The organism is Pseudomonas sp. GL_091 (assembly GCF_057837725.1).
Map to the genome: position 1 here is coordinate 5,214,368 of NZ_CM174451.1, position 17,636 is coordinate 5,232,003.

The 17,636-nt window shown below is 62.1% G+C and carries 14 protein-coding genes; 5 read left to right on the plus strand and 9 right to left on the minus strand.

The window, feature by feature from the left end; translation table 11 throughout:
• Nucleotides 1–17 precede the first annotated feature (17 nt).
• The 4 genes from AC3ITY_RS23625 to AC3ITY_RS23640 all read left to right on the plus strand — a co-directional run bounded on the left by AC3ITY_RS23625 (nucleotide 18) and on the right by AC3ITY_RS23640 (nucleotide 5,171).
• Entirely contained in the window at nucleotides 18–1,457 is a 1,440-nt protein-coding gene (locus tag AC3ITY_RS23625; protein ID WP_489305294.1) for a phenylacetate--CoA ligase family protein, read from the plus strand.
• Nucleotides 1,458–1,461: 4 nt separating this feature from the next.
• Entirely contained in the window at nucleotides 1,462–2,919 is a 1,458-nt protein-coding gene (locus AC3ITY_RS23630) for an acyl-CoA reductase (RefSeq protein ID WP_046038015.1), read from the plus strand.
• 59 nt (nucleotides 2,920–2,978) lie between these two features.
• A complete protein-coding gene (locus AC3ITY_RS23635; RefSeq protein WP_489305295.1) occupies nucleotides 2,979–4,037 on the plus strand; it encodes an NAD(P)-dependent alcohol dehydrogenase in 1,059 nt (352 codons plus the stop codon).
• Nucleotides 4,038–4,163: 126 nt separating this feature from the next.
• On the plus strand, nucleotides 4,164–5,171 hold the full coding sequence (locus AC3ITY_RS23640; protein ID WP_489305296.1) for a zinc-dependent alcohol dehydrogenase family protein: 1,008 nt from the start codon (nucleotides 4,164–4,166) through the stop codon (nucleotides 5,169–5,171).
• A 129-nt stretch (nucleotides 5,172–5,300) separates the two neighbouring features.
• Here AC3ITY_RS23640 and AC3ITY_RS23645 read toward each other — a convergent pair whose 3' ends face one another.
• Genes AC3ITY_RS23645 through AC3ITY_RS23670 form a run of 6 tightly spaced genes read right to left on the minus strand, consistent with a single transcriptional unit; the run spans nucleotide 5,301 to nucleotide 10,290 of the window.
• On the minus strand, nucleotides 5,301–6,131 hold the full coding sequence (locus AC3ITY_RS23645) for an SDR family NAD(P)-dependent oxidoreductase (RefSeq protein WP_489305297.1): 831 nt from the start codon (nucleotides 6,129–6,131) through the stop codon (nucleotides 5,301–5,303).
• 54 nt (nucleotides 6,132–6,185) lie between these two features.
• Nucleotides 6,186–6,965, minus strand: coding sequence for an SDR family NAD(P)-dependent oxidoreductase (locus tag AC3ITY_RS23650; protein WP_223454573.1), 780 nt, complete (start codon nucleotides 6,963–6,965; stop codon nucleotides 6,186–6,188).
• A complete protein-coding gene (locus AC3ITY_RS23655) occupies nucleotides 6,965–8,137 on the minus strand; it encodes an acyl-CoA dehydrogenase family protein (protein ID WP_489305299.1) in 1,173 nt (390 codons plus the stop codon). The genes AC3ITY_RS23650 and AC3ITY_RS23655 overlap by 1 nt, the downstream gene beginning before the upstream one ends.
• Before the next feature lie 22 nt (nucleotides 8,138–8,159).
• Complete coding sequence (locus tag AC3ITY_RS23660) at nucleotides 8,160–8,873, minus strand: histidine phosphatase family protein (protein ID WP_489305301.1); 714 nt, start codon at nucleotides 8,871–8,873, stop codon at nucleotides 8,160–8,162.
• Nucleotides 8,870–9,235 (minus strand): DUF6285 domain-containing protein, encoded by a 366-nt coding sequence (locus tag AC3ITY_RS23665; RefSeq protein WP_489305303.1) that lies wholly within the window; start codon nucleotides 9,233–9,235, stop codon nucleotides 8,870–8,872. The genes AC3ITY_RS23660 and AC3ITY_RS23665 overlap by 4 nt, the downstream gene beginning before the upstream one ends.
• Entirely contained in the window at nucleotides 9,232–10,290 is a 1,059-nt protein-coding gene (locus tag AC3ITY_RS23670; RefSeq protein WP_489305305.1) for a phosphotransferase family protein, read from the minus strand. Before AC3ITY_RS23670 ends, AC3ITY_RS23665 begins: the two co-directional genes overlap by 4 nt.
• A 250-nt stretch (nucleotides 10,291–10,540) precedes the next feature.
• Between AC3ITY_RS23670 and prpR the strand changes: the two genes are divergently transcribed.
• Nucleotides 10,541–12,493 carry a propionate catabolism operon regulatory protein PrpR gene (prpR, locus tag AC3ITY_RS23675; protein WP_489305306.1) on the plus strand — a complete coding sequence of 651 codons (1,953 nt, stop codon included), beginning with the start codon at nucleotides 10,541–10,543 and terminating at the stop codon, nucleotides 12,491–12,493.
• An 82-nt stretch (nucleotides 12,494–12,575) separates the two neighbouring features.
• On the opposite strand, the gene AC3ITY_RS23680 is transcribed toward prpR, so the two are convergent.
• From AC3ITY_RS23680 to AC3ITY_RS23690, 3 genes are read right to left on the minus strand one after another with little or no spacing between them, the layout of a single operon-like run.
• On the minus strand, nucleotides 12,576–13,763 hold the full coding sequence (locus AC3ITY_RS23680; RefSeq protein WP_489305308.1) for an acetyl-CoA C-acyltransferase: 1,188 nt from the start codon (nucleotides 13,761–13,763) through the stop codon (nucleotides 12,576–12,578).
• A gap of 57 nt (nucleotides 13,764–13,820) precedes the next feature.
• Nucleotides 13,821–15,932: a 3-hydroxyacyl-CoA dehydrogenase NAD-binding domain-containing protein gene (locus AC3ITY_RS23685; protein ID WP_489305309.1), complete on the minus strand. Its 2,112-nt coding sequence runs from the start codon at nucleotides 15,930–15,932 to the stop codon at nucleotides 13,821–13,823.
• Between the two features lie 54 nt (nucleotides 15,933–15,986).
• Complete coding sequence (locus tag AC3ITY_RS23690) at nucleotides 15,987–17,630, minus strand: fatty acid--CoA ligase (protein WP_489305310.1); 1,644 nt, start codon at nucleotides 17,628–17,630, stop codon at nucleotides 15,987–15,989.
• Nucleotides 17,631–17,636: the final 6 nt, after the last annotated feature.

The following is a 17,636-nucleotide window of genomic DNA, read 5'->3' on the forward strand; positions in this document are numbered from 1 at the left end:
GAGTAGCGAGCCAGAAAATGCCCACTGCACAACTGTCGATAGAACAAAAAACCCAGCAGCTGCTGAACAACCCGGCAGAATTGGTCAACTATTCCCAGCAAGCCTGGAACCATTTGCCCCGCGCCGAAATCGACGCGCTACAACTCAACGCCCTGAAGCAACGCTTCGAAGAACTCCGCGAGCGCATACCGGTACTGAAGAAACTCGCCGACGCCCAAGGCGTGGAAAAGATCGAGCAACTCGACGACGTAGTGCCGCTGCTGTTCGAACACACCGTTTACAAGTCCTACCCGCCATCGTTGTTGGAGAAGCGCAGCTTCGGCCAGATCAACAAATGGCTGGGCAAACTGGTGACGCCAGAGGTTGCCGAAGCCATCGCTGCGGTCAACGTCAGCGATTGCCAAGGCCTGGATGACTGGTTCGAGACCATGGACGAAGGCGTGCCACAGTTGCGCATCAGTCACACCTCGGGCACTTCCGGCACCCTGTCGTTCCTGCCCCAGGGCGTGCATGAGTGGGAAAAATTCGCTCAACTGCGCAAGATGATGGTGTGGAACATGGAGGGTCCGGACACCCCGGAGCCCAACTTGCACACGATCTACCCTTACTACCGCAAGGGTTACCTGAGCCATGTGCGCGTCCATGCCGCCATGATTCCAGCACTGTTGCCGGACGAATCGCATTTCCATGCCGCTTACCCGACCACCCTCAGCACCGACGTGCTGCACCTGGGGGCCAAGCTGCGCGCGGCACAGTCCAAAGGCACCCTCGACCGCCTGGTGATCAGCCCGGAACTGCTGGAAAAGAAGAAGGCTTTCGACCAGTTGCAGGCCGACATGCCACAGCACCTGGCGACCTTCTTCGATCATATGTCCACCAAGCTCAAGGGCCAGCGCGTGTACATCGGCGCGACCTGGAACCTGCTGCACAGTATGGCCAAGGCCGGTCTTGCGCGTGGCCTGGAAGGTGTCTTCCACCCTGACTCGTTCGTGCACACCGCCGGTGGCGGCAAGGGTGTCGTACAACCCGAGGGCTGGCGCGAAGACGTGCTGCGCTTCACCGGTGCCAGGACGCTCAACGAATCCTACGCCATGTCCGAAATCGTCGGCGGCGCCCACGCGCGCTGCGAAGCGGGCCACTTCCACTTCGCCCCCACCGTCATCCCCTACCTGCTCGATCCAGAGACCAGCAAGCCACTGCCGCGCAAAGGCCGCGTGACCGGTCGTGCAGCCTTCTTCGACCTCGGCGCCGAGATCCGTTGGGGCGGTTTTATCACCGGCGATGAAATCACCGTCGAATGGGACAAGCCTTGCGCGTGCGGCCGGCCGAGTTGCTACGTCATCGGGCCGATCCAGCGCTACAGCGAACTCAATGGTGGCGACGACAAGATCACTTGTGCAGCAACAGAAGACTCCCATCGCCAGGCGATGGATTTCCTGAACACATTAGAGGGCTAACCCCATGAGCAAACCTATTGCGCCAATGATCATCCGCGGCAAAGTCATCACCGACAACCTGATTGACGTGGGTGGCCGCGGCGGTGACCTGGTGTTCCAGACCCCGGATGCGCACAAGTACATAGACCAGTTGCCGCTGGGTAACCCGGCCAGGCTGGCCGACCTGTATACCCTCAGTTTCAACGACATCCTTGACTACGCCGAAGCCCTCGGTGAACGTCTTGAATTCGACAAAAACCCCTACTTGCAGGAAGCCTGCGAGCTGTCGTACCTGACTGCGCCGGTCACTCCGAGCATGGTCAAGGGCAGCTACATGGGGCTGCGCCACATGCTCACCCGTGAGTCGGTCACCGAACAGGTGGAGAACTCAGTGGGCGTCAAGTACCTGGAAGGCTGGGTCAAGCAACGCTTGATCGACGGCACCGAACTGGACGTGCGCTGCTTCGGCGCCCGCACCCTGCATATCGTCGCCGGCAACGCGACCGGGTTGTCCCTGCTGACCATCCTGCGCAACATGGTGCTGCGCAGCGACGCGATCATCAAGGCACCGTCCAACGACCCGTTCACGGCCCTGGCCATCGCCCGCACCATGGTTGAGATGGCGCCGGACCATCCGCTGACCAAACACCTCAGCGTCGCCTATTGGAAAGGTGGCGACCAGGCCTTCGAAGAACGCCTGTACCAGCCGCAGAACCTGGAGAAGATCGTTGCCTGGGGCGGTTTCAATTCGATGAAGCATGTCACCCGCTACATCCAGCCGGGTCTGGAGCTGATCTCCCTCGACCCGAAACGCAGCGCCAGCATCATCGGCAAGGGTGCCTTCGACAGTGAAGCGACCATGCGCGAGGCCGCCCTGCGCCTGGCCAGCGACATTGGCGCACTGAACCAGAAGGCCTGTGTGTGCGCCCGGGTGGTCTATGTGCAGAGCGGCACCGATGAGGCCGGCCTGGCGAATCTGAACACCTTCGGCCGTTATGTCTACGACGCCATGCAGACCCTGCCCAACACCCTCAGCACAGTGCCCAAACGCTACGACCAGGGCCTCAAGGCCGAAGTCGACGCGCTGCGCCTGGATGATGAGTGGTACCAGGTGATTGGCGGCCAGGACGGTGAAGGCGCGGTCATCTGCTCACAGATTCCGGAGTCGGTGTCGTTTGCCACCCGGCTCGACGACCGCACCGCCAACCTGGTGCCGGTCGATGACCTGACCGAGATGATGGATGCCGTGGATGCCTATACCCAGACCGTCGGCGTCTATCCGGAAAGCATCAAGGAAGATCTCAAGGACATTCTGCCTCTGTATGGCGCTCAGCGAATCGTCTCGCTGGGCTACGCGGCGGGGCTGAAATGGGCGGGTCCGCAAGATTCCATCGAGCCACTGCGGCGCATGGGCAAGTGGATCGTCAACCAGATCGCCTCGCCGGAAACGACCCCGGCGCCATGGTTGCGCCCGTCGATCTAACCCCTCCTGTACCCCTGGCCAATGCCGGGGGTACGCGTTGATTCTTACAGGACTTACCCATGACCACTTGCCTGGGATTTGCCGCCTTCGAGCCCCACTCCGCCCTCACGCCGTTTCGTTTCGAGCGTCGCGACTTGCGTGCCGATGACGTCGCTATCGATATCGCCTATTGCGGCGTCTGCCACTCCGACGCCCATCAGGTGCACAACGACTGGAACAACACGGTCTACCCCATCGTGCCAGGCCACGAGATCGTCGGGCATGTCACTGCCGTCGGCAGTAACGTCAGTCGCTTCAAAGTCGGCGACCGGGTCGCCGTCGGTTGCCAGGTCGATAGCTGCCTGCAGTGCGCACCTTGCCACGAGCATCAGGAACAACTCTGTGCCCATGGTCCGACGCCCACCTATAACGGCAAGGATCGTCACACCGGCGAGATCACCTATGGCGGTTACTCCGAGCATATTGTCGTGCGTGAACAGTTCGTACTGCGCATGCCCGAAAGCCTCGATCCGCGTTTCGCCGCACCGCTGCTATGCGCCGGCATAACCGTGTGGAACCCGATGCGCCGCTACGGCGTGGGCAAGGACTCGAAAGTCGCGGTGGTCGGCCTCGGCGGGCTCGGGCACATGGCGGTGAAGCTTGCCGTGGCGCTTGGTGCCGAGGTGACCGTGATTACCACCTCACCGGGCAAGGCCGACGATGCCCGCGCCCTGGGTGCCAAACACGTACTGCTGTCCAACGATTCGCCGGCCATGACGGCGGCGGCCAATGCCTTCGAATTCATCATCGACACCATTCCCAGCCGGCACAACGTCAACCCCTACCTTATGCTGCTGGGTCGCGAAGGTGTACTGGTGCTGGTCGGCGCCATCGAACCGCTGGAGCCCATCCATGGTGGCTTGCTGATTCGCAACAACCGCAGCATCGCCGGCTCGCTCATCGGTGGCATCCAGGCGATCCAGGAACTGCTGGATTTCTGCGCCGAACATCAGGTATTGCCCAGCTGCGAAATGATTGATATCAAAGACATCAACACGGCCTTTGACCGCCTGCAGCGCAACGACGTGAAGTATCGCTTCGTGATCGACATGAACAGCATGCGTGACGTTATGCGCTAATCAAGCTCAGGCTGCGGTGCGCATCACCGCAGCCTCCCCTTGAGGCAAGGTGCTGCAGGTGGGTACGGTTGTCGCAGACGAACAAACTCCAATCCTCCCGTCGCACGGACTGACTCAAGGACATTCATGAAAGCCATCCAACTCCAACACCCCGCTGGCCTGGATAACCTGCGTCTGGTCGACATGGCCGCCCCCGGCGCACCCGCAGCCGGCGAGATCCAGGTACGCATCCATGCCAGCTCGCTCAACTACCACGACCTCGGTGTGGTCACCGGCCACGCCCAGGTAGCGGATGGTCGCATTCCCATGGCCGATGGTGCCGGCGTCGTCACTGCCGTGGGCGAAGGCGTGACGGAATTTGCCGTGGGCGATAGCGTCGTGTCGTGCTTCTTCCCCCACTGGCAATCCGGCCGCGCCGTGCCCACCACCTTCCAGACCGTACCGGGCGATGGCGTGGACGGTTTTGCCCGCGAACGGATCAACCTGCCCACCGAGGCCTTCACCCTGGCACCCAAGGGCTACACCCATGAAGAAGCCGCCACGCTGACCACCGCCGGCCTGACTGCCTGGCGAGCATTGGTGGTCGACGGTCACATCCAGGCCGGCGATACCGTATTGGTGCTGGGCACCGGCGGCGTGTCGATCCTTGCCTTGCAAATGGCCAAGGCGATGGGCGCACGGGTGATTGCCACGACGTCGTCCGAGTCCAAGAAAGAGCGCCTGCTGGCATTGGGGGCCGACCATGTCATCAACTACAAGGATCAGCCCAAATGGGGCGATGCGGTTCTGGCCGCCACCGATGGCCGCGGTGCCGACATCGTGGTGGAAGTGGGTGGCCCGGGCACGCTGCCGCAGTCCATCCGCGCCTGCGCAGCGGGTGGCCACATTGCGCTGATCGGCGTGCTCACCGGGTTTGCCGGCAACGTGCCGACCCTGGAGTTGATGCGCAAACAGCAAACCCTGCGCGGTCTGATCGTCGGCAGCCGTGAGCAGCAGCAGGACATGGTGCGTGCGCTGGAGAACTTCAGCTGGCGCCCGGTCATCGACAGCCGCTATCCGCTGGAACAGATTGCCGAGGCCTTTGCCCATCAGCAGGCTGCCGGGCATTTTGGCAAGATCTGCCTGCACTATTAACCCTGTAGGAGCGAGCTTGCTCGCGATGGTCTTCAACGATAACGCGTGTTTACTGGTAAAACGCGGCGCTCTTGAGTCCATCGCGAGCAGGGCTCGCTCCTACAGATGCGCCGCTGGCAGGCAGATACTTCAGCGCGAGGTTTTGCGCGGGCTGCGTTCTTCGAGGATGTCGCCCATGCGCACCTCGATCAGGCTCTTGATCTTTTGATGCGGCAAAATGTAGAAGCGGTTTTCCTTCACCGCATCAAGGGTGATGCGCGCGATATCGGTCGCGCTGAGCTTGCCGGCCTGGGTTGCCTTGCGCGTCTGCTCTTCGTACTTCTCTTTCAGCGGGTTGGCGACAGCCAATTCGGCCGGCCTATTGCGTCCGGCATCGGCGATGCCCGTCGCTACGAAGGCCGGGCACAGCACCGACACACCGATCGATGCGTTTTCCTCCTGCAATTCAAGCTGCAGGCATTCAGACATCGTCACCACCGCATGCTTGGTCGCACAGTAGATGCCGTTGCCCGGCACCGACAGCAAGCCGGCGACCGAGGCGGTATTGACGATGTGGCATCGATCCTTTTGCGCCAGCATCCGCGGCACAAAACTGCGGATGCCATGGGCGACGCCCATCACGTTGATGCCGAACATCCACGCCCAATCCTGTTCGGTCGTGGTCCACAGCGGGCCGCCGACCAGTACGCCGGCGTTGTTGAACAGCAGGTGCGCGGCGCCGAAGTGCGCGTAGGTGGCAACCGCCAATTGTTCGACTTGCTCGGCCTGGGCGACATCACAGGTCATCGTCAGCACCTGCGTGCCCGCCGGCAGTAGCTCAACCGTGCCTTGCAGGTTCTTCTCATCGATATCGGTCAACGCCAGGCGCATGCCTTCGTTGGCGCAGGCTATCGCCAGTTCGCGACCGAAGCCGCTGGCGGCCCCGGTGATCACCGCGACTTTTTCGTGCAGTGGGTTCATGTTGGTTTTCCAGTCCTATCAGTTCAAGGCGTGCGGCATTAGTTAAAAATCCCGCTATAACGTGCTGCACAAATGCCCTGCATCCACGACAATTTCACTGCCCGTCATGCCACGGCTGGCATCGGAGGCAAGCAGTAGCAAGGCACCGTCCAGATCGGCCGGCGTGCAAAAACGCCGGGTGGGAATACGGGCGCGCAACTTTTCGCCTGCCTCACTGCGCAGGAAATCGCTGTTGAGTTCAGTCATCACATAGCCGGGGGCGATGGCATTGACCCGGATCTCGTGACGCGCCAGTTCCAGGGCCAGGGAACGGGTCAAATGGCTCAAGCCGGCCTTCGCCGCGACATAGGGGCTCAGGCTGCCGGCAACGCGGCTGGCCAGGATCGACGTCACGTTGATCAGACTGCCGCCGCGCTGCGCCTCGACCATGCGCCGTGCCACTTCCTGGGCGACGATCCAGGCTCCCTTGAGGTTGGTGCCGACCACCCGGTCCCAATCATCATCGGTGTACTCCAGCACGTGGAGGCTGTCGCTGACGCCGGCGTTATTCACCAGAATGTCCAACGGACCCAGTTCCTCGGCAATCCGCGCCAGGCAGCTGTTGACCGAGGTCCGGTCGGTCACGTCCAGGGTGAACGCACGGGCGCACCCGCCCTCTCCTTCGATTTCTTCGACCAGGGTTTGCAACTGCTCGACCCGACGCGCCGCAACCGCCACCTCGGCGCCCGCCGCCGCCAGCGTCCGGGCGAAATGCCGGCCAAGCCCGCTAGAGGCGCCAGTGACCAAGGCTCGACGGCCAGTCAGATCGAAAAGCTGAGTGATTGCAGGTTTCATCAGGAAAACTCCTTGTGTCCTTCGAGGATTTTTTTCGCCAGGCTCATGCGGTGCACCTCGCTTGGGCCGTCGTAGATACGGAACGGGCGGATGTCGCGGAAGATGCGCTCAACCACGGTTTCCCCGGTCACACCGCGTCCCCCCAGAATCTGTACGCAGCGATCGACCACGTGCCACAAGGCTTCAGCACTCAGCACCTTGGTCATGCTCGACTCGACATTGCCCCGACCGCCTTCATCCAGGACCCAGGCGCAATGCCAGATGGCCAGGCGGGTGCTGTGCAGCGCCATCTGGTTGTCCGCCAGCATGAAACCGACACCCTGGTGCTCTCCCAGGGTTTTACCGAACGAATCGCGGGTCCTCGCGTAGTCGCAGGCGATATCGTGGGCACGGCGGGCAGCGCCCAGCCAACGCATGCAGTGGGTCAGCCGCGCAGGCGCGAGGCGCACTTGCGCATAACGAAAACCCTTGCCGATTTCGCCCAGCACATCGGTGGCCGGAATCCGCACATTTTCGAAACGCAGTATTGAATGGCCGCCTGCGAAGCAGCTGTCCAGGGTCTTGAGTTGCCGTTCATGGATAATTCCGTGCGTGTTCATGTCCGCCAGGAACATGGTTGCCGAGCCATCCTCCATGCGCGCCATGATGATCGCGAACCCGGCCCCGTCGGCCCCGGTAATCAGCCATTTACGACCGTTGATGACGTAGTGGTCGCCGTCGCGCACGGCGACAGTCTGCATCATCGACGGATCGGAACCTGCACCCGGCGCTGGCTCGGTCATGGCAAAACAGGAGCGGATCCGGCCAATGACCAAGGGACGCAACCAGCGGTCTTTCTGCGCCGCGGTGGCCACCTCGTCCATCAGATGAATGTTGCCTTCGTCCGGTGCATGGATGTTCAACGCAATCGGACCTAGCGGCGAATAACCGGCTTCTTCGAAGACGATTGCCTTGGCGAAGTGGCTCAAGCCTGCACCGCCCATTTCACGACTGGCGTGCGGGCACAACAGACCGGCGCGACGGGCCATGTCCAGCAGCTCCTGGCGCAACGTTTCGCTGGGACCGTGCGCGGTGAGGCGCGGATCGGTCTCCATGGGGATCACCTGTTCGGCAATAAAGGCGCGAGTCTTTTCGCGCAGGTCCAGCAACTCTTGGGGGATGGTGAAGTTCATGGTGGTCCTGGTTTCTGTTCGACTAGGGTCGTTGTTCGGCAAGAGGCGCGAGCTGCGCGTAGATGCGTTCCATCACGGTTTGTCGCTGGCGGGTCTTGGGGAGGTCGTAAGGCGTCAGGTTCACGACACGCACGTAGCAGCGCAGGACGCGACCGGCCTGCATGTCGATATCGATGATGTTCAGGCAGGCGTTGTCCTGTTCCAGGGCCGCGGCGCAACCGCTCGCGCCACCCAGAGCCCAACCCAGCAACAGGCGATTGACGGCGTCATGACTGACCAGCAGCAAGCTCTGCCAGTCGGGTTCGGCCAGGACCTCTTCGAAGCGGGCCATGATGCGGCGGTCGAAATCGCTCCAGCGCTCCCCGCCCATGAAGCTGCCCTCAGGATCGGCAAAGCTGTCGTAGGCGTAGCTGACCTGCTGTTGCAGTTGCTCGGGGGCAATCTCGCGCAGACGGCCGGCACGCACTTCCCGTAGCTGCGCGCACGCCTGCAGTTCGATCTGGCGATCGCCCAGCAGCCCTTCAGCGGTCTGCCGCGCACGTGGGTAATCGGAACACAGCGCACGGTCGAAACTGATCGACTTCATCACCTGAGCCAGTTGCCGCACCTGATCTTCTCCCAGGTCGGAGAGCGGCACGCTGCGCGGGTCCAGCGGCTGGCCTTCGGGGGAGAAATAATCCACATGGCCATGGCGTACCAGGTAGCAACGACGTCGCAAAACCGCTGGAGCACTCATTGGCCAAGCGCCTTCGGATTGCTGATGGAAAGCCGTGCATGGGTGATCGCCGAGAGCACCGATAACAGGTGATCCTGTTCACTCCCGGGCTCATCGAAACGGCCCAGGCGAATAGCCCGGCACAGCGCCTGACGGGCATCCGTCAGTGACGCCAGGTCATCGTCCAGCAGTCCCGCGAGCAGTCGAGCCTCGATGGCCTGCGCGGTCTCGCCTTCAAGGTATTCGCGCCCGGCAATGGCCATGGCATTGGCGACCATCAGCGCCTGGTAGCGCAGCCTGCCTGGTAGCTGCGGCAATAACTCGTCGAGCAGGGTCTGGCGAGCAATCGCCAACAGTTCATGCGCGTCGGGACGGATGTTCATCGGCGCAGCCCTCCGGTCAACCGCAATATGTCCAGTTCCAGTTCGGGGACCCGCGTTCCCGTCAGGGCCAGTTCCAGCGAAGGTTCCTCACCGGACAAATGCCGCTGGGCCTGCTGCTGGGCGATGATCGCCCAACGCAACGTGGCCATGACCTGCCAGAAGATCAATTCTTCAGGCTCGATGTTGAGGGGAGACACCTCGGTGTAACCGCGCATGAAGTGTTCCAGCGTGCCGATACCGCCGGCCTCCAGGTCAGGCCGGGCGAACCGCCAGCAGCGGGCGGTGAACCAGCCGATGTCCTGGCGCGGATCGCCCCAGCCGGTGAATTCCCAATCCAGTACCGCCTGCAACCTGCCGGACTCGGCCAGGTAATTGCCGGTGCGGAAGTCACCATGGAGCAAACACCGGGCGGTGCTTTTTGGCGCGTTGGACTCACACCAGCGCAGGCCCCACTCCAGCACAGGTTGAACCACGCCGAGGCGGTCCAATACGGCACGCAGGGCATCAATCGACGCTTGCACCGAGACCCGCTGCGGATCACCAAGGAAATCCAGGCCGGCCTCGCCAGGCGCGATGCAATGGATACGTGCCAGGTTGGCGCCCAGGTCGGACACCAACTGCATATCGCCTTGCGCTCCCAGCTGACTGGTGAGCCGATGGCCGGCCGTGATACCGGACACCCACTCCATGATGAAAAAGGCCCGCCCGTGCACCGCGGTGTCTTCGCACAACCAGAGTGGTCGGGGCACCTTTACCCCGACACGGTGAACTGTACTCAACACCGCGAATTCCTGGGCGCGGCTCAGGCTCTCCTGCACGGCCGATTGAGCGTCGCTGCGCAGGACCCAGCGCTGGCGGCCGGCATACGCGCCGCCCTCCACATTCACGTCAAGCAACCAGTTTTCCTGGATGGCGCCACCAGACAGGCGCTGCTGATTGTCGACGGTCACCCGTTGCGCGCCGGCCTGGGCGCACAGGAAGGTTTCCAGCCTGGTTTTTTTCAGTTGTGCTTCGGGCTGCGGCACTGTCACCGCTGCTACGTTCGAATCACTCATTAGACGCCGCACCTGACCTGTTGGAATTGTTGTTGAAGAGGATGGCTTCACTTCAATCATCGACGGAGCAATTGCCGGGCCAGCTTTTGCAGCACGTCCTGATCGTCTGCTGGACGCCAGGCAACGCAGGCGCTGCAGCCATTTCACCGGGTGGCGGTGAGGCTTTATAGCGCCGACAAACGTTGCATTTCTGCAACACCTGCATTCAACTATGAAACCTTCTTGAAACACTCATCAGAGCTCGCTCGCCATGCAGCCCCGCCAACCCCGGATCATCGTTCTCATCAGCCACCTGGAATGCCCGCTGCAACAAAGCCGCCTGGCGCGTGTGGTGAACAGCGTGATGGCTGACTATTCGGCCGAAACCAGCATTCGCGTGCTGGACACCACCGTCGCCGAGTCATTGCAACTGGCCCGCGAGCTGGAGCAGAACAACGAAGTCGAAGTCTTTATTTGCGCAGGCGCTACCGCTGCCTACCTGCGCAGGCACCTGACCCGCCCGGTGCTGTCGATGCGCGTGGGGGGCGCCGATCTGCTGCGCGCCCTGGAACAAGCACGCCTGCGTTCGCCGCACATCGCCGTCATCAGTTATGCGCGAATCAACGCCGACCTCGAGTCGATGGCAGCGCTGTTCACGGTGCAGATCCACCAGGCGTGCTACCTCACGCTCGAAGAGGCTCGACAGGCGGTGGAGCACGCCCGCAGCCTGGGTTACCAGACGGTCATTGGCTCATCGACCGTGGTTGAACTGGCGGAACGTGTCGGCTTGCACGGCGTGCTTTCATTGAGCCAGGACACCGTGCGCAAAGCGCTGGAAGAAGCGCTGGGCATCTTGCACAGCCAGCGCCTCGAAATTGCCAAACGCCGGCATCTGAACGGTGTGTTGCAGCACATTCCGACAGGCGTTGCAGCCGTGGACAACCGGGGAATCGTGCAATCGGCAAACCCTGCACTGGAAGCCCTGTTGGGCATGCCGGCAAACCTCATGCTGGGCCGTCCCCTGCAGGAGCTCTGTCCGGAACTGGCGCTGGACGAAGTGCTGTGCAGTGGAGTCGGCGAAGAGAACACCGTCATCCGCCTGGGCCAGAACCTGGTCGTCAGCAATATCCTGCCGATTCTGGAAGACGGCCAACGCACCGGGCTGGTGTTGACTTGCCAGGATACGTCCGCGGTACAGCGCGCCGACCAGCGCATCCGCTCGACGCACCGTCCTGGCGGGTTCTCGGCCAAATATCGCCTGGAGCAAATCAACGGCAAAAGCCTGGCGACCCGACAGTTGCTGAAACTGGCCGAACGCTATGCAGCCACTTCGTCTACCGTGCTGATCACCGGCGAAAGCGGTACCGGCAAGGAGTTGCTGGCGCAAGGCATGCACAATGTCAGCAACCGCCAGCGTGGTCCGTTCGTCGCGATCAACTGCGCGGCGTTTCCCGAATCGCTGCTGGAGAGCGAACTGTTCGGCTATCAGGAAGGTGCCTTCAGCGGCTCACGCAAAGGCGGCAAACCCGGGCTGATCGAAGCCGCCCATCGCGGCACGTTGTTCCTCGACGAAATCGGCGACATGCCGGTGTCACTGCAGACCCGCCTGTTGCGCGTCTTGCAAGAGCGTGAAGTCCTGCGCCTGGGCGCAACAGAACCGATCAGCATCGACATCCGAATCATCGCCGCCACCCATCAGGACCTCTCCCGATCCATCGAGGCCGGAGAATTTCGCAGCGACCTTTACTATCGCCTGAACATCCTGCGTCTGCAGACGGTGCCCTTGCGGGAGCGCGGTGAAGACATCGCAGACATCGCCCGCGCCATTCTGCTGCGTCTGAATGCAGACAAACGCCCGCCGCGATTGCAGGAACGACTGCTGGATGCATTGCTGCCCAAGCTCATGGCGTATGCCTGGCCAGGTAACATCCGTGAACTGGAAAACATCATTGAACGTGCGGCGCTTTCGGCACAGGACCTGCTGCAAGGCGCCGCGATCGATGAGCCGGGCCTCGCCCTGGTGATCCCCGAACTGCTGAAAAGCCAAGCCTTGCCCCAGGCACCAGGTCAGGCAACACCGGCAGTCAGTGACTTGAAAAACATCGCCAAGGAAAAGGAAAAGCAATACATACGCGAAACGCTTCTGGCCTGTAACGGCAATCTGGCGCAAACGGCTATTGAACTGGGTATCAGTCGCTCCACGCTGTGGCGGCGCCTGCAATAAAGACACTGCGCGCAGGGTGTGAGCCGTGTGCGCAGTGACTGGATTTACCGTCGGCGTTGCCGCGGGCCTGGCACCCAGGTGCTTACTGGAACACCTCGAAGAGTCCCGCCGCGCCCATGCCGCCGCCAACGCACATGGTCACCACCACATACTTCACGCCGCGTCGACGGCCTTCCAGCAAAGCGTGCCCGACCATACGTGCGCCACTCATGCCATAAGGGTGGCCGATGGCGATGGAGCCGCCATTGACGTTCAATCGGGCATCGTCGATGCCCAAGGTGTCGCGGCAATAAAGCACCTGGCAGGCGAACGCCTCGTTGAGCTCCCACAGGCCGATATCGTCGACCTTCAGGCCGTGTTGCTTGAGCAGCTTGGGAACCGCCAGCACCGGGCCGATACCCATTTCTTCCGGAGCCAGGCCGGCGACCGCGATGCCGCGGTACAGGCCCAGCGGCTTGAGGTTGCGCTGCTCGGCCAGACGCGCATCCATCAGCACGCAGGCGCTGGCGCCGTCCGACAGTTGACTGGCGTTACCGGCAGTGATGCAGCCGCCCTCGATCACCGGCTTGAGGTTGATCAGGTCTTCCAGCCGGGTCTGTGGACGGTTGCCTTCATCCTGACGCAGGGTGACTTGCTCCAGACGCGTCTCGCCAGTGGCTTTATCGGTCACCTGGCGCATGCTGCTGACCGGAACGATTTCGCCGTCGAACAGCCCGGCCTGCTGCGCCGCTGCGGTGCGTTGCTGCGATTGCAGGGCGTAGGCGTCCTGCGCCTCGCGACTGATGCCATAGCGTTGAGCAACCAGCTCGGCGGTTTGCAGCATGGGCATGTAGGCGTGGATGGCGTTGCGCTCCACCTGCAGGTCGCGCTCGGCGTAGGCCCATTCCATGTTGCGGTTCTGCACCGCGCTGATGTTTTCCTGACCAGCACCGATCGTGGCCGGCATGCCGTCGACGATAATCTGCTTGGCGGCCGTGGCGATGGCCATCAGGCCCGAGGCGCACTGGCGATCCAGGGTCTGCCCGCTGACCGACAACGGCAGGCCCGAGGCCAGTGCCGCCATGCGTGCGAGGTTCAAACCGGCAGTGCCGCTGGTCAGTCCGGTGCCCATGACCAGGTCTTCGATCTCCCCGGCTTCGATACCGGCACGTTCGACCGCCGCACGGATCGCGTGGCTGGCCATGGTCGGTGACTTGATGGTGTTGAACGCGCCGCGGAAAGCCTTGGCGATGGGGGTACGGGCGGTGGAGAGAATGACGGCTTCTTTCATGTTGCAATTCCTTGCGTGACGGGTCGGGGCGGCCAATGTGCAGTGGCCGCCGAAAAGTCAGATGCGTTCGATGCGAGTCTTGCCGCTGGTCACCAGGCGCTCAAGCAGTGCTGCCGGCTGGAACCACATCGCTCCGTATGCGCCGAGTGTCTGGCAGTAATGGCCGATACGTTCCAGCACCTGTGCTAGCCCTAGCCCTTCGGCGTAGTGCAGCGGGCCACCGCGCCAGGCCGGGAAGCCGTAGCCGTTGATCCAGACCAGGTCGATATCGCTGCTGCGCCGGGCAATGCCTTCGTCGAGCAACTGGATGCCTTCGTTGATCAGCATCAACAGGCAACGGTCGTGAATTTCCTGATCGCTGATGACGCGGCGCTGGATGCCCAATTCGCCAGCGATCTGCCCGGCCAGTGCGAGCACTTCAGGGTCATCCTTGCGCTCGCGGCCTTCGTAGCGGTAATAGCCGCGACTGCTCTTCTGGCCAAAACGGCCCAGTGCGTAAAGCGCATCGGCAAGTTTGCAGTAGCCGGGATCGTGGGCGATGACGTCACGGCGCGATTCGCGCACCAGGAAACTGACATCGATGCCCGCCAGATCGTGCATGGCCATGACCCCCATCGCCAAACCAAGACCGGTGAGCACCTTGTCAATCTGCGCAGGCGTGGCGCCTTCCAGCAGCAAACGATGGGCCTCGCGGGAATAGGGTTCGAGCATACGGTTGCCGATGAAGCCGAAGCACACCCCGGACACCACCGGGATCTTGCCGATGCGCTTGGCAACCTTCAGCGTGGTGGCCAGGACATCGGCGGCCGTGGCCGTTCCGCGTACCACTTCGAGCAGGCGCATGACGTTGGCCGGGCTGAAGAAGTGTAGGCCGACGACGTCCTGCGGCCGGCGCGTGACGGCGGCAATGGCGTCGACATCCAGGGTGGAGGTATTGCTGGCGAGAATCGCGCCTGCCTTGCACACCTCGTCCAGGGTACGAAACACCTGCTGCTTGATCGACAGGTTCTCGAAAACGGCTTCGATCACCAGGTCCGAGTCGGCGATATCGGCGTAGTCCAGGGTGCCGTGGATCAGCGCCAGGCGCTCGTCCATCTGCCCGGCCGAGAGCTTGCCGCGCTGGACACTGGTTTCGTAGTTTTTGCGGATCAGCTCAAGGCCACGTGCCAGGGCATCGGCCTTGAGCTCCAGCAACGTTACCGCCATGCCCGCATTGGCGAAATTCATGGCAATCCCGCCGCCCATGGTGCCGGCGCCGATCACCGCGACCTGGATAATCGGACGGATCGGCGTAGTAGCATCCAGACCCGGCAATTTGCCGACTTCACGCTCGGCGAAAAACACATGGCGCAGGGCCTCGGACTCGCTGGAAGCCTCGGCCTCTTTGAACAGCTCGCCCTCCCTGGCCAGGCCCTCGGCCAACGGCAGGTTGCAGGCTGCTTCGATCGCCGTCACCACTCGCTGCGGCGCGCTCTGGCCTTTCCAGCGAGACTGATTAGCGGCGCGATAGTCGGCGAAATAATTCGCCGGCAGGGCTGCGCCCGGGTTCGCGTGCGGCCAGGTCGGGCGAGCCGGCGCCTGCCCGGCAATCAGTTCTGCGGCCAACGCCTTGGCCGTGTCGAGCAAGCTGTCAGCGCTTTGTGCCACGCGATCAAGCAGTCCCAGCGCCAGTGCCCGATTAGCATTGATCGGCTGACCGGAGGCAATCATCTCCAGCGCCGCCTCGGCACCGATCAGGCGCGGCAGGCGCTGAGTGCCACCAGCGCCGGGCAGTAAACCAAGCTTGATTTCCGGCAAGCCCAGGCGCGCGCCGGCTTCAGCCACGCGGTAGCCGCAGGCCAGGGCTAGCTCCAGGCCACCGCCGAACGCCAGACCACCGATGGCGGCGATCAGTGGTTTGTCCAGCTCGGTCAAACGGATCAGCAGGCCTGGCAGGTCTGGCCTGTCGAACGACGCCGGGCTGCCGAACTCGGAAATATCCGCGCCCGCGCTAAACGGCAAACCCTCGCCGTAGAGCACAATCGCTTTCACGCTGGCATCGGCGGCGGCGCGGTCACAGGCCTCCAGCAATTGTTCGCGCAAAGCCTGGCCCAGGGCGTTGACGGGGGCACGGGCGAGGCCGATCAGGGCCAGAGGACCTTCGTTTTGATAATGGATCAAGTCATTCATGGATGTTTTCTCGTTCGGGAAAAGGAGTGGGTGCCGTGGAATAGCTCGATTCCCTCAGCTCAACTCGCTTTCCCGAATCAGTTTCTTGTTGATCTTGCCGACGCTGGTCTTGGGAATTTCCGCGACGAACTTGAACTGCTTGGGGATTGCCCATTTGTTGATGCGGCCACAGGCCACGAACTGTTGCAGGTGGGCTTCGAGCATCTGTTTGTCGACGAACTGCCCCGGTTCACACACCACCAGAGCCATGGGCCGTTCGCCCCATTGCTCATCGGCAATGCCCACCACGGCAACAGAGGTGACCGACGCGTGCTCGCTGATCAGGTTCTCCAGCTCCAGCGAACTGATCCACTCGCCGCCCGTCTTGATCACGTCCTTGATGCGGTCCTTGATTTCCACCCTGCCTTGCGAATCGATGGAAGCCAGGTCGCCGGTGTGCAGCCAGCCGCCGTTCCACAGTTCTGCACCCTTTTCCGGGGCCTTCAGATAGCCTTGGGTCAGCCATGGCGCACGGACGACGATTTCGCCCAGGGACTCGCCGTCATGGGCGACCGCATGGCCGTTGGCATCAATGATGTTCAGGTCGACCATGGGTATCGGCATACCCGTCTTGATGCGAGTGGGTAACTGCGCCGGCATGGACTGTTCAAGTTCCTCGCCCCGCAGGAAGCTCAGGCAAAGCATCGGACAGGTCTCGGACATGCCGTAGCCACTGTGGACCTGAATGCCTTTGGCACTTGCCTGACTGGCGATGCCCAACGTCAACGCGCTGCCGCCCAAGAGCATTTTCCAGCCGTCGAACCGGGTCGCCTTGCCTTCCTCACAGTTCAGGACCATTTGCAGGACGGTCGGTACGCAATGAGAAAAGGTGACCTTCTCTTCACGAAAAAGCCGGACCAGGCTATTGGGCTCGTAACGGCCGGGGTACACCTGCTTGATGCCCATCAGGGTCGCGACATACGGCACGCCCCAGGCATGCACGTGGAACATCGGCGTGATCGGCATGTACACATCATTCGAACGCAGCAATGGCAGGCTTTGGTAAACGCCCAGGGTGCCCACGGCATTCAGGGTATGCAGCACCAACTGACGGTGAGTGAAATACACCCCTTTCGGCGTGCCGGTGGTCCCCGTGGTGTAAAACAGGGTCGCCACCGAGTTTTCATCAAAGTCGGGGAAGTCGTAATGGTCCGATGCCTGGGCCAGCAGTTGCTCGTATTCGCCCAGCACTGCCAGCGACGTGCTGGCTGCGGTGTCGTCAGTGAGCTGGAGGAAGCCTTTGACGGTGGTGAGTTGCCCCTGAATCTGCTCGATCATGGGCACGAAATCATCATGCACCAGCACCAGGTCATCCTCAGCGTGGTTCATGGTGTAGAGCACCTGCTCCGGCGACAGGCGAATATTCACCGTGTGCAGCACCGCGCCGATCATTGGCACGGCGAAGAAACATTCCAGGTAGCGATGGCTGTCCCAGTCGAGCATGGCCACCGTGTCCCCGGCCTTGACCCCGGCCGCCGTCAGCGCATTGGCCAGCCGATGGATTCGTTCGATGAGGGTCCTGTAGCTATATCGGAGCTTGTCGGCGTAGACGATTTCATTGGCAGGTTCGTATCGCACCCCTGACAGCAACAAGCTCTTGATCAACAGCGGGTAGGTGTATGCGCCTTGTGCCGGTGGAATTATTTTTGTCTTCAGCATGGTTAT

What these genes read in the sequence shown, in the direction of transcription:
- AC3ITY_RS23625 (WP_489305294.1), top strand. Translation starts at nt 18, where the DNA reads ATGCCCACTGCACAACTGTCGATAGAACAAAAAACCCAGCAGCTGCTG.
- AC3ITY_RS23630 (WP_046038015.1), top strand. Translation starts at nt 1,462, where the DNA reads ATGAGCAAACCTATTGCGCCAATGATCATCCGCGGCAAAGTCATCACC.
- AC3ITY_RS23635 (WP_489305295.1), top strand. Translation starts at nt 2,979, where the DNA reads ATGACCACTTGCCTGGGATTTGCCGCCTTCGAGCCCCACTCCGCCCTC.
- AC3ITY_RS23640 (WP_489305296.1), top strand. Translation starts at nt 4,164, where the DNA reads ATGAAAGCCATCCAACTCCAACACCCCGCTGGCCTGGATAACCTGCGT.
- AC3ITY_RS23645 (WP_489305297.1), bottom strand. Translation starts at nt 6,131, where the DNA reads ATGAACCCACTGCACGAAAAAGTCGCGGTGATCACCGGGGCCGCCAGC.
- AC3ITY_RS23650 (WP_223454573.1), bottom strand. Translation starts at nt 6,965, where the DNA reads ATGAAACCTGCAATCACTCAGCTTTTCGATCTGACTGGCCGTCGAGCC.
- AC3ITY_RS23655 (WP_489305299.1), bottom strand. Translation starts at nt 8,137, where the DNA reads ATGAACTTCACCATCCCCCAAGAGTTGCTGGACCTGCGCGAAAAGACT.
- AC3ITY_RS23660 (WP_489305301.1), bottom strand. Translation starts at nt 8,873, where the DNA reads ATGAGTGCTCCAGCGGTTTTGCGACGTCGTTGCTACCTGGTACGCCAT.
- AC3ITY_RS23665 (WP_489305303.1), bottom strand. Translation starts at nt 9,235, where the DNA reads ATGAACATCCGTCCCGACGCGCATGAACTGTTGGCGATTGCTCGCCAG.
- AC3ITY_RS23670 (WP_489305305.1), bottom strand. Translation starts at nt 10,290, where the DNA reads ATGAGTGATTCGAACGTAGCAGCGGTGACAGTGCCGCAGCCCGAAGCA.
- prpR (WP_489305306.1), top strand. Translation starts at nt 10,541, where the DNA reads ATGCAGCCCCGCCAACCCCGGATCATCGTTCTCATCAGCCACCTGGAA.
- AC3ITY_RS23680 (WP_489305308.1), bottom strand. Translation starts at nt 13,763, where the DNA reads ATGAAAGAAGCCGTCATTCTCTCCACCGCCCGTACCCCCATCGCCAAG.
- AC3ITY_RS23685 (WP_489305309.1), bottom strand. Translation starts at nt 15,932, where the DNA reads ATGAATGACTTGATCCATTATCAAAACGAAGGTCCTCTGGCCCTGATC.
- AC3ITY_RS23690 (WP_489305310.1), bottom strand. Translation starts at nt 17,630, where the DNA reads ATGCTGAAGACAAAAATAATTCCACCGGCACAAGGCGCATACACCTAC.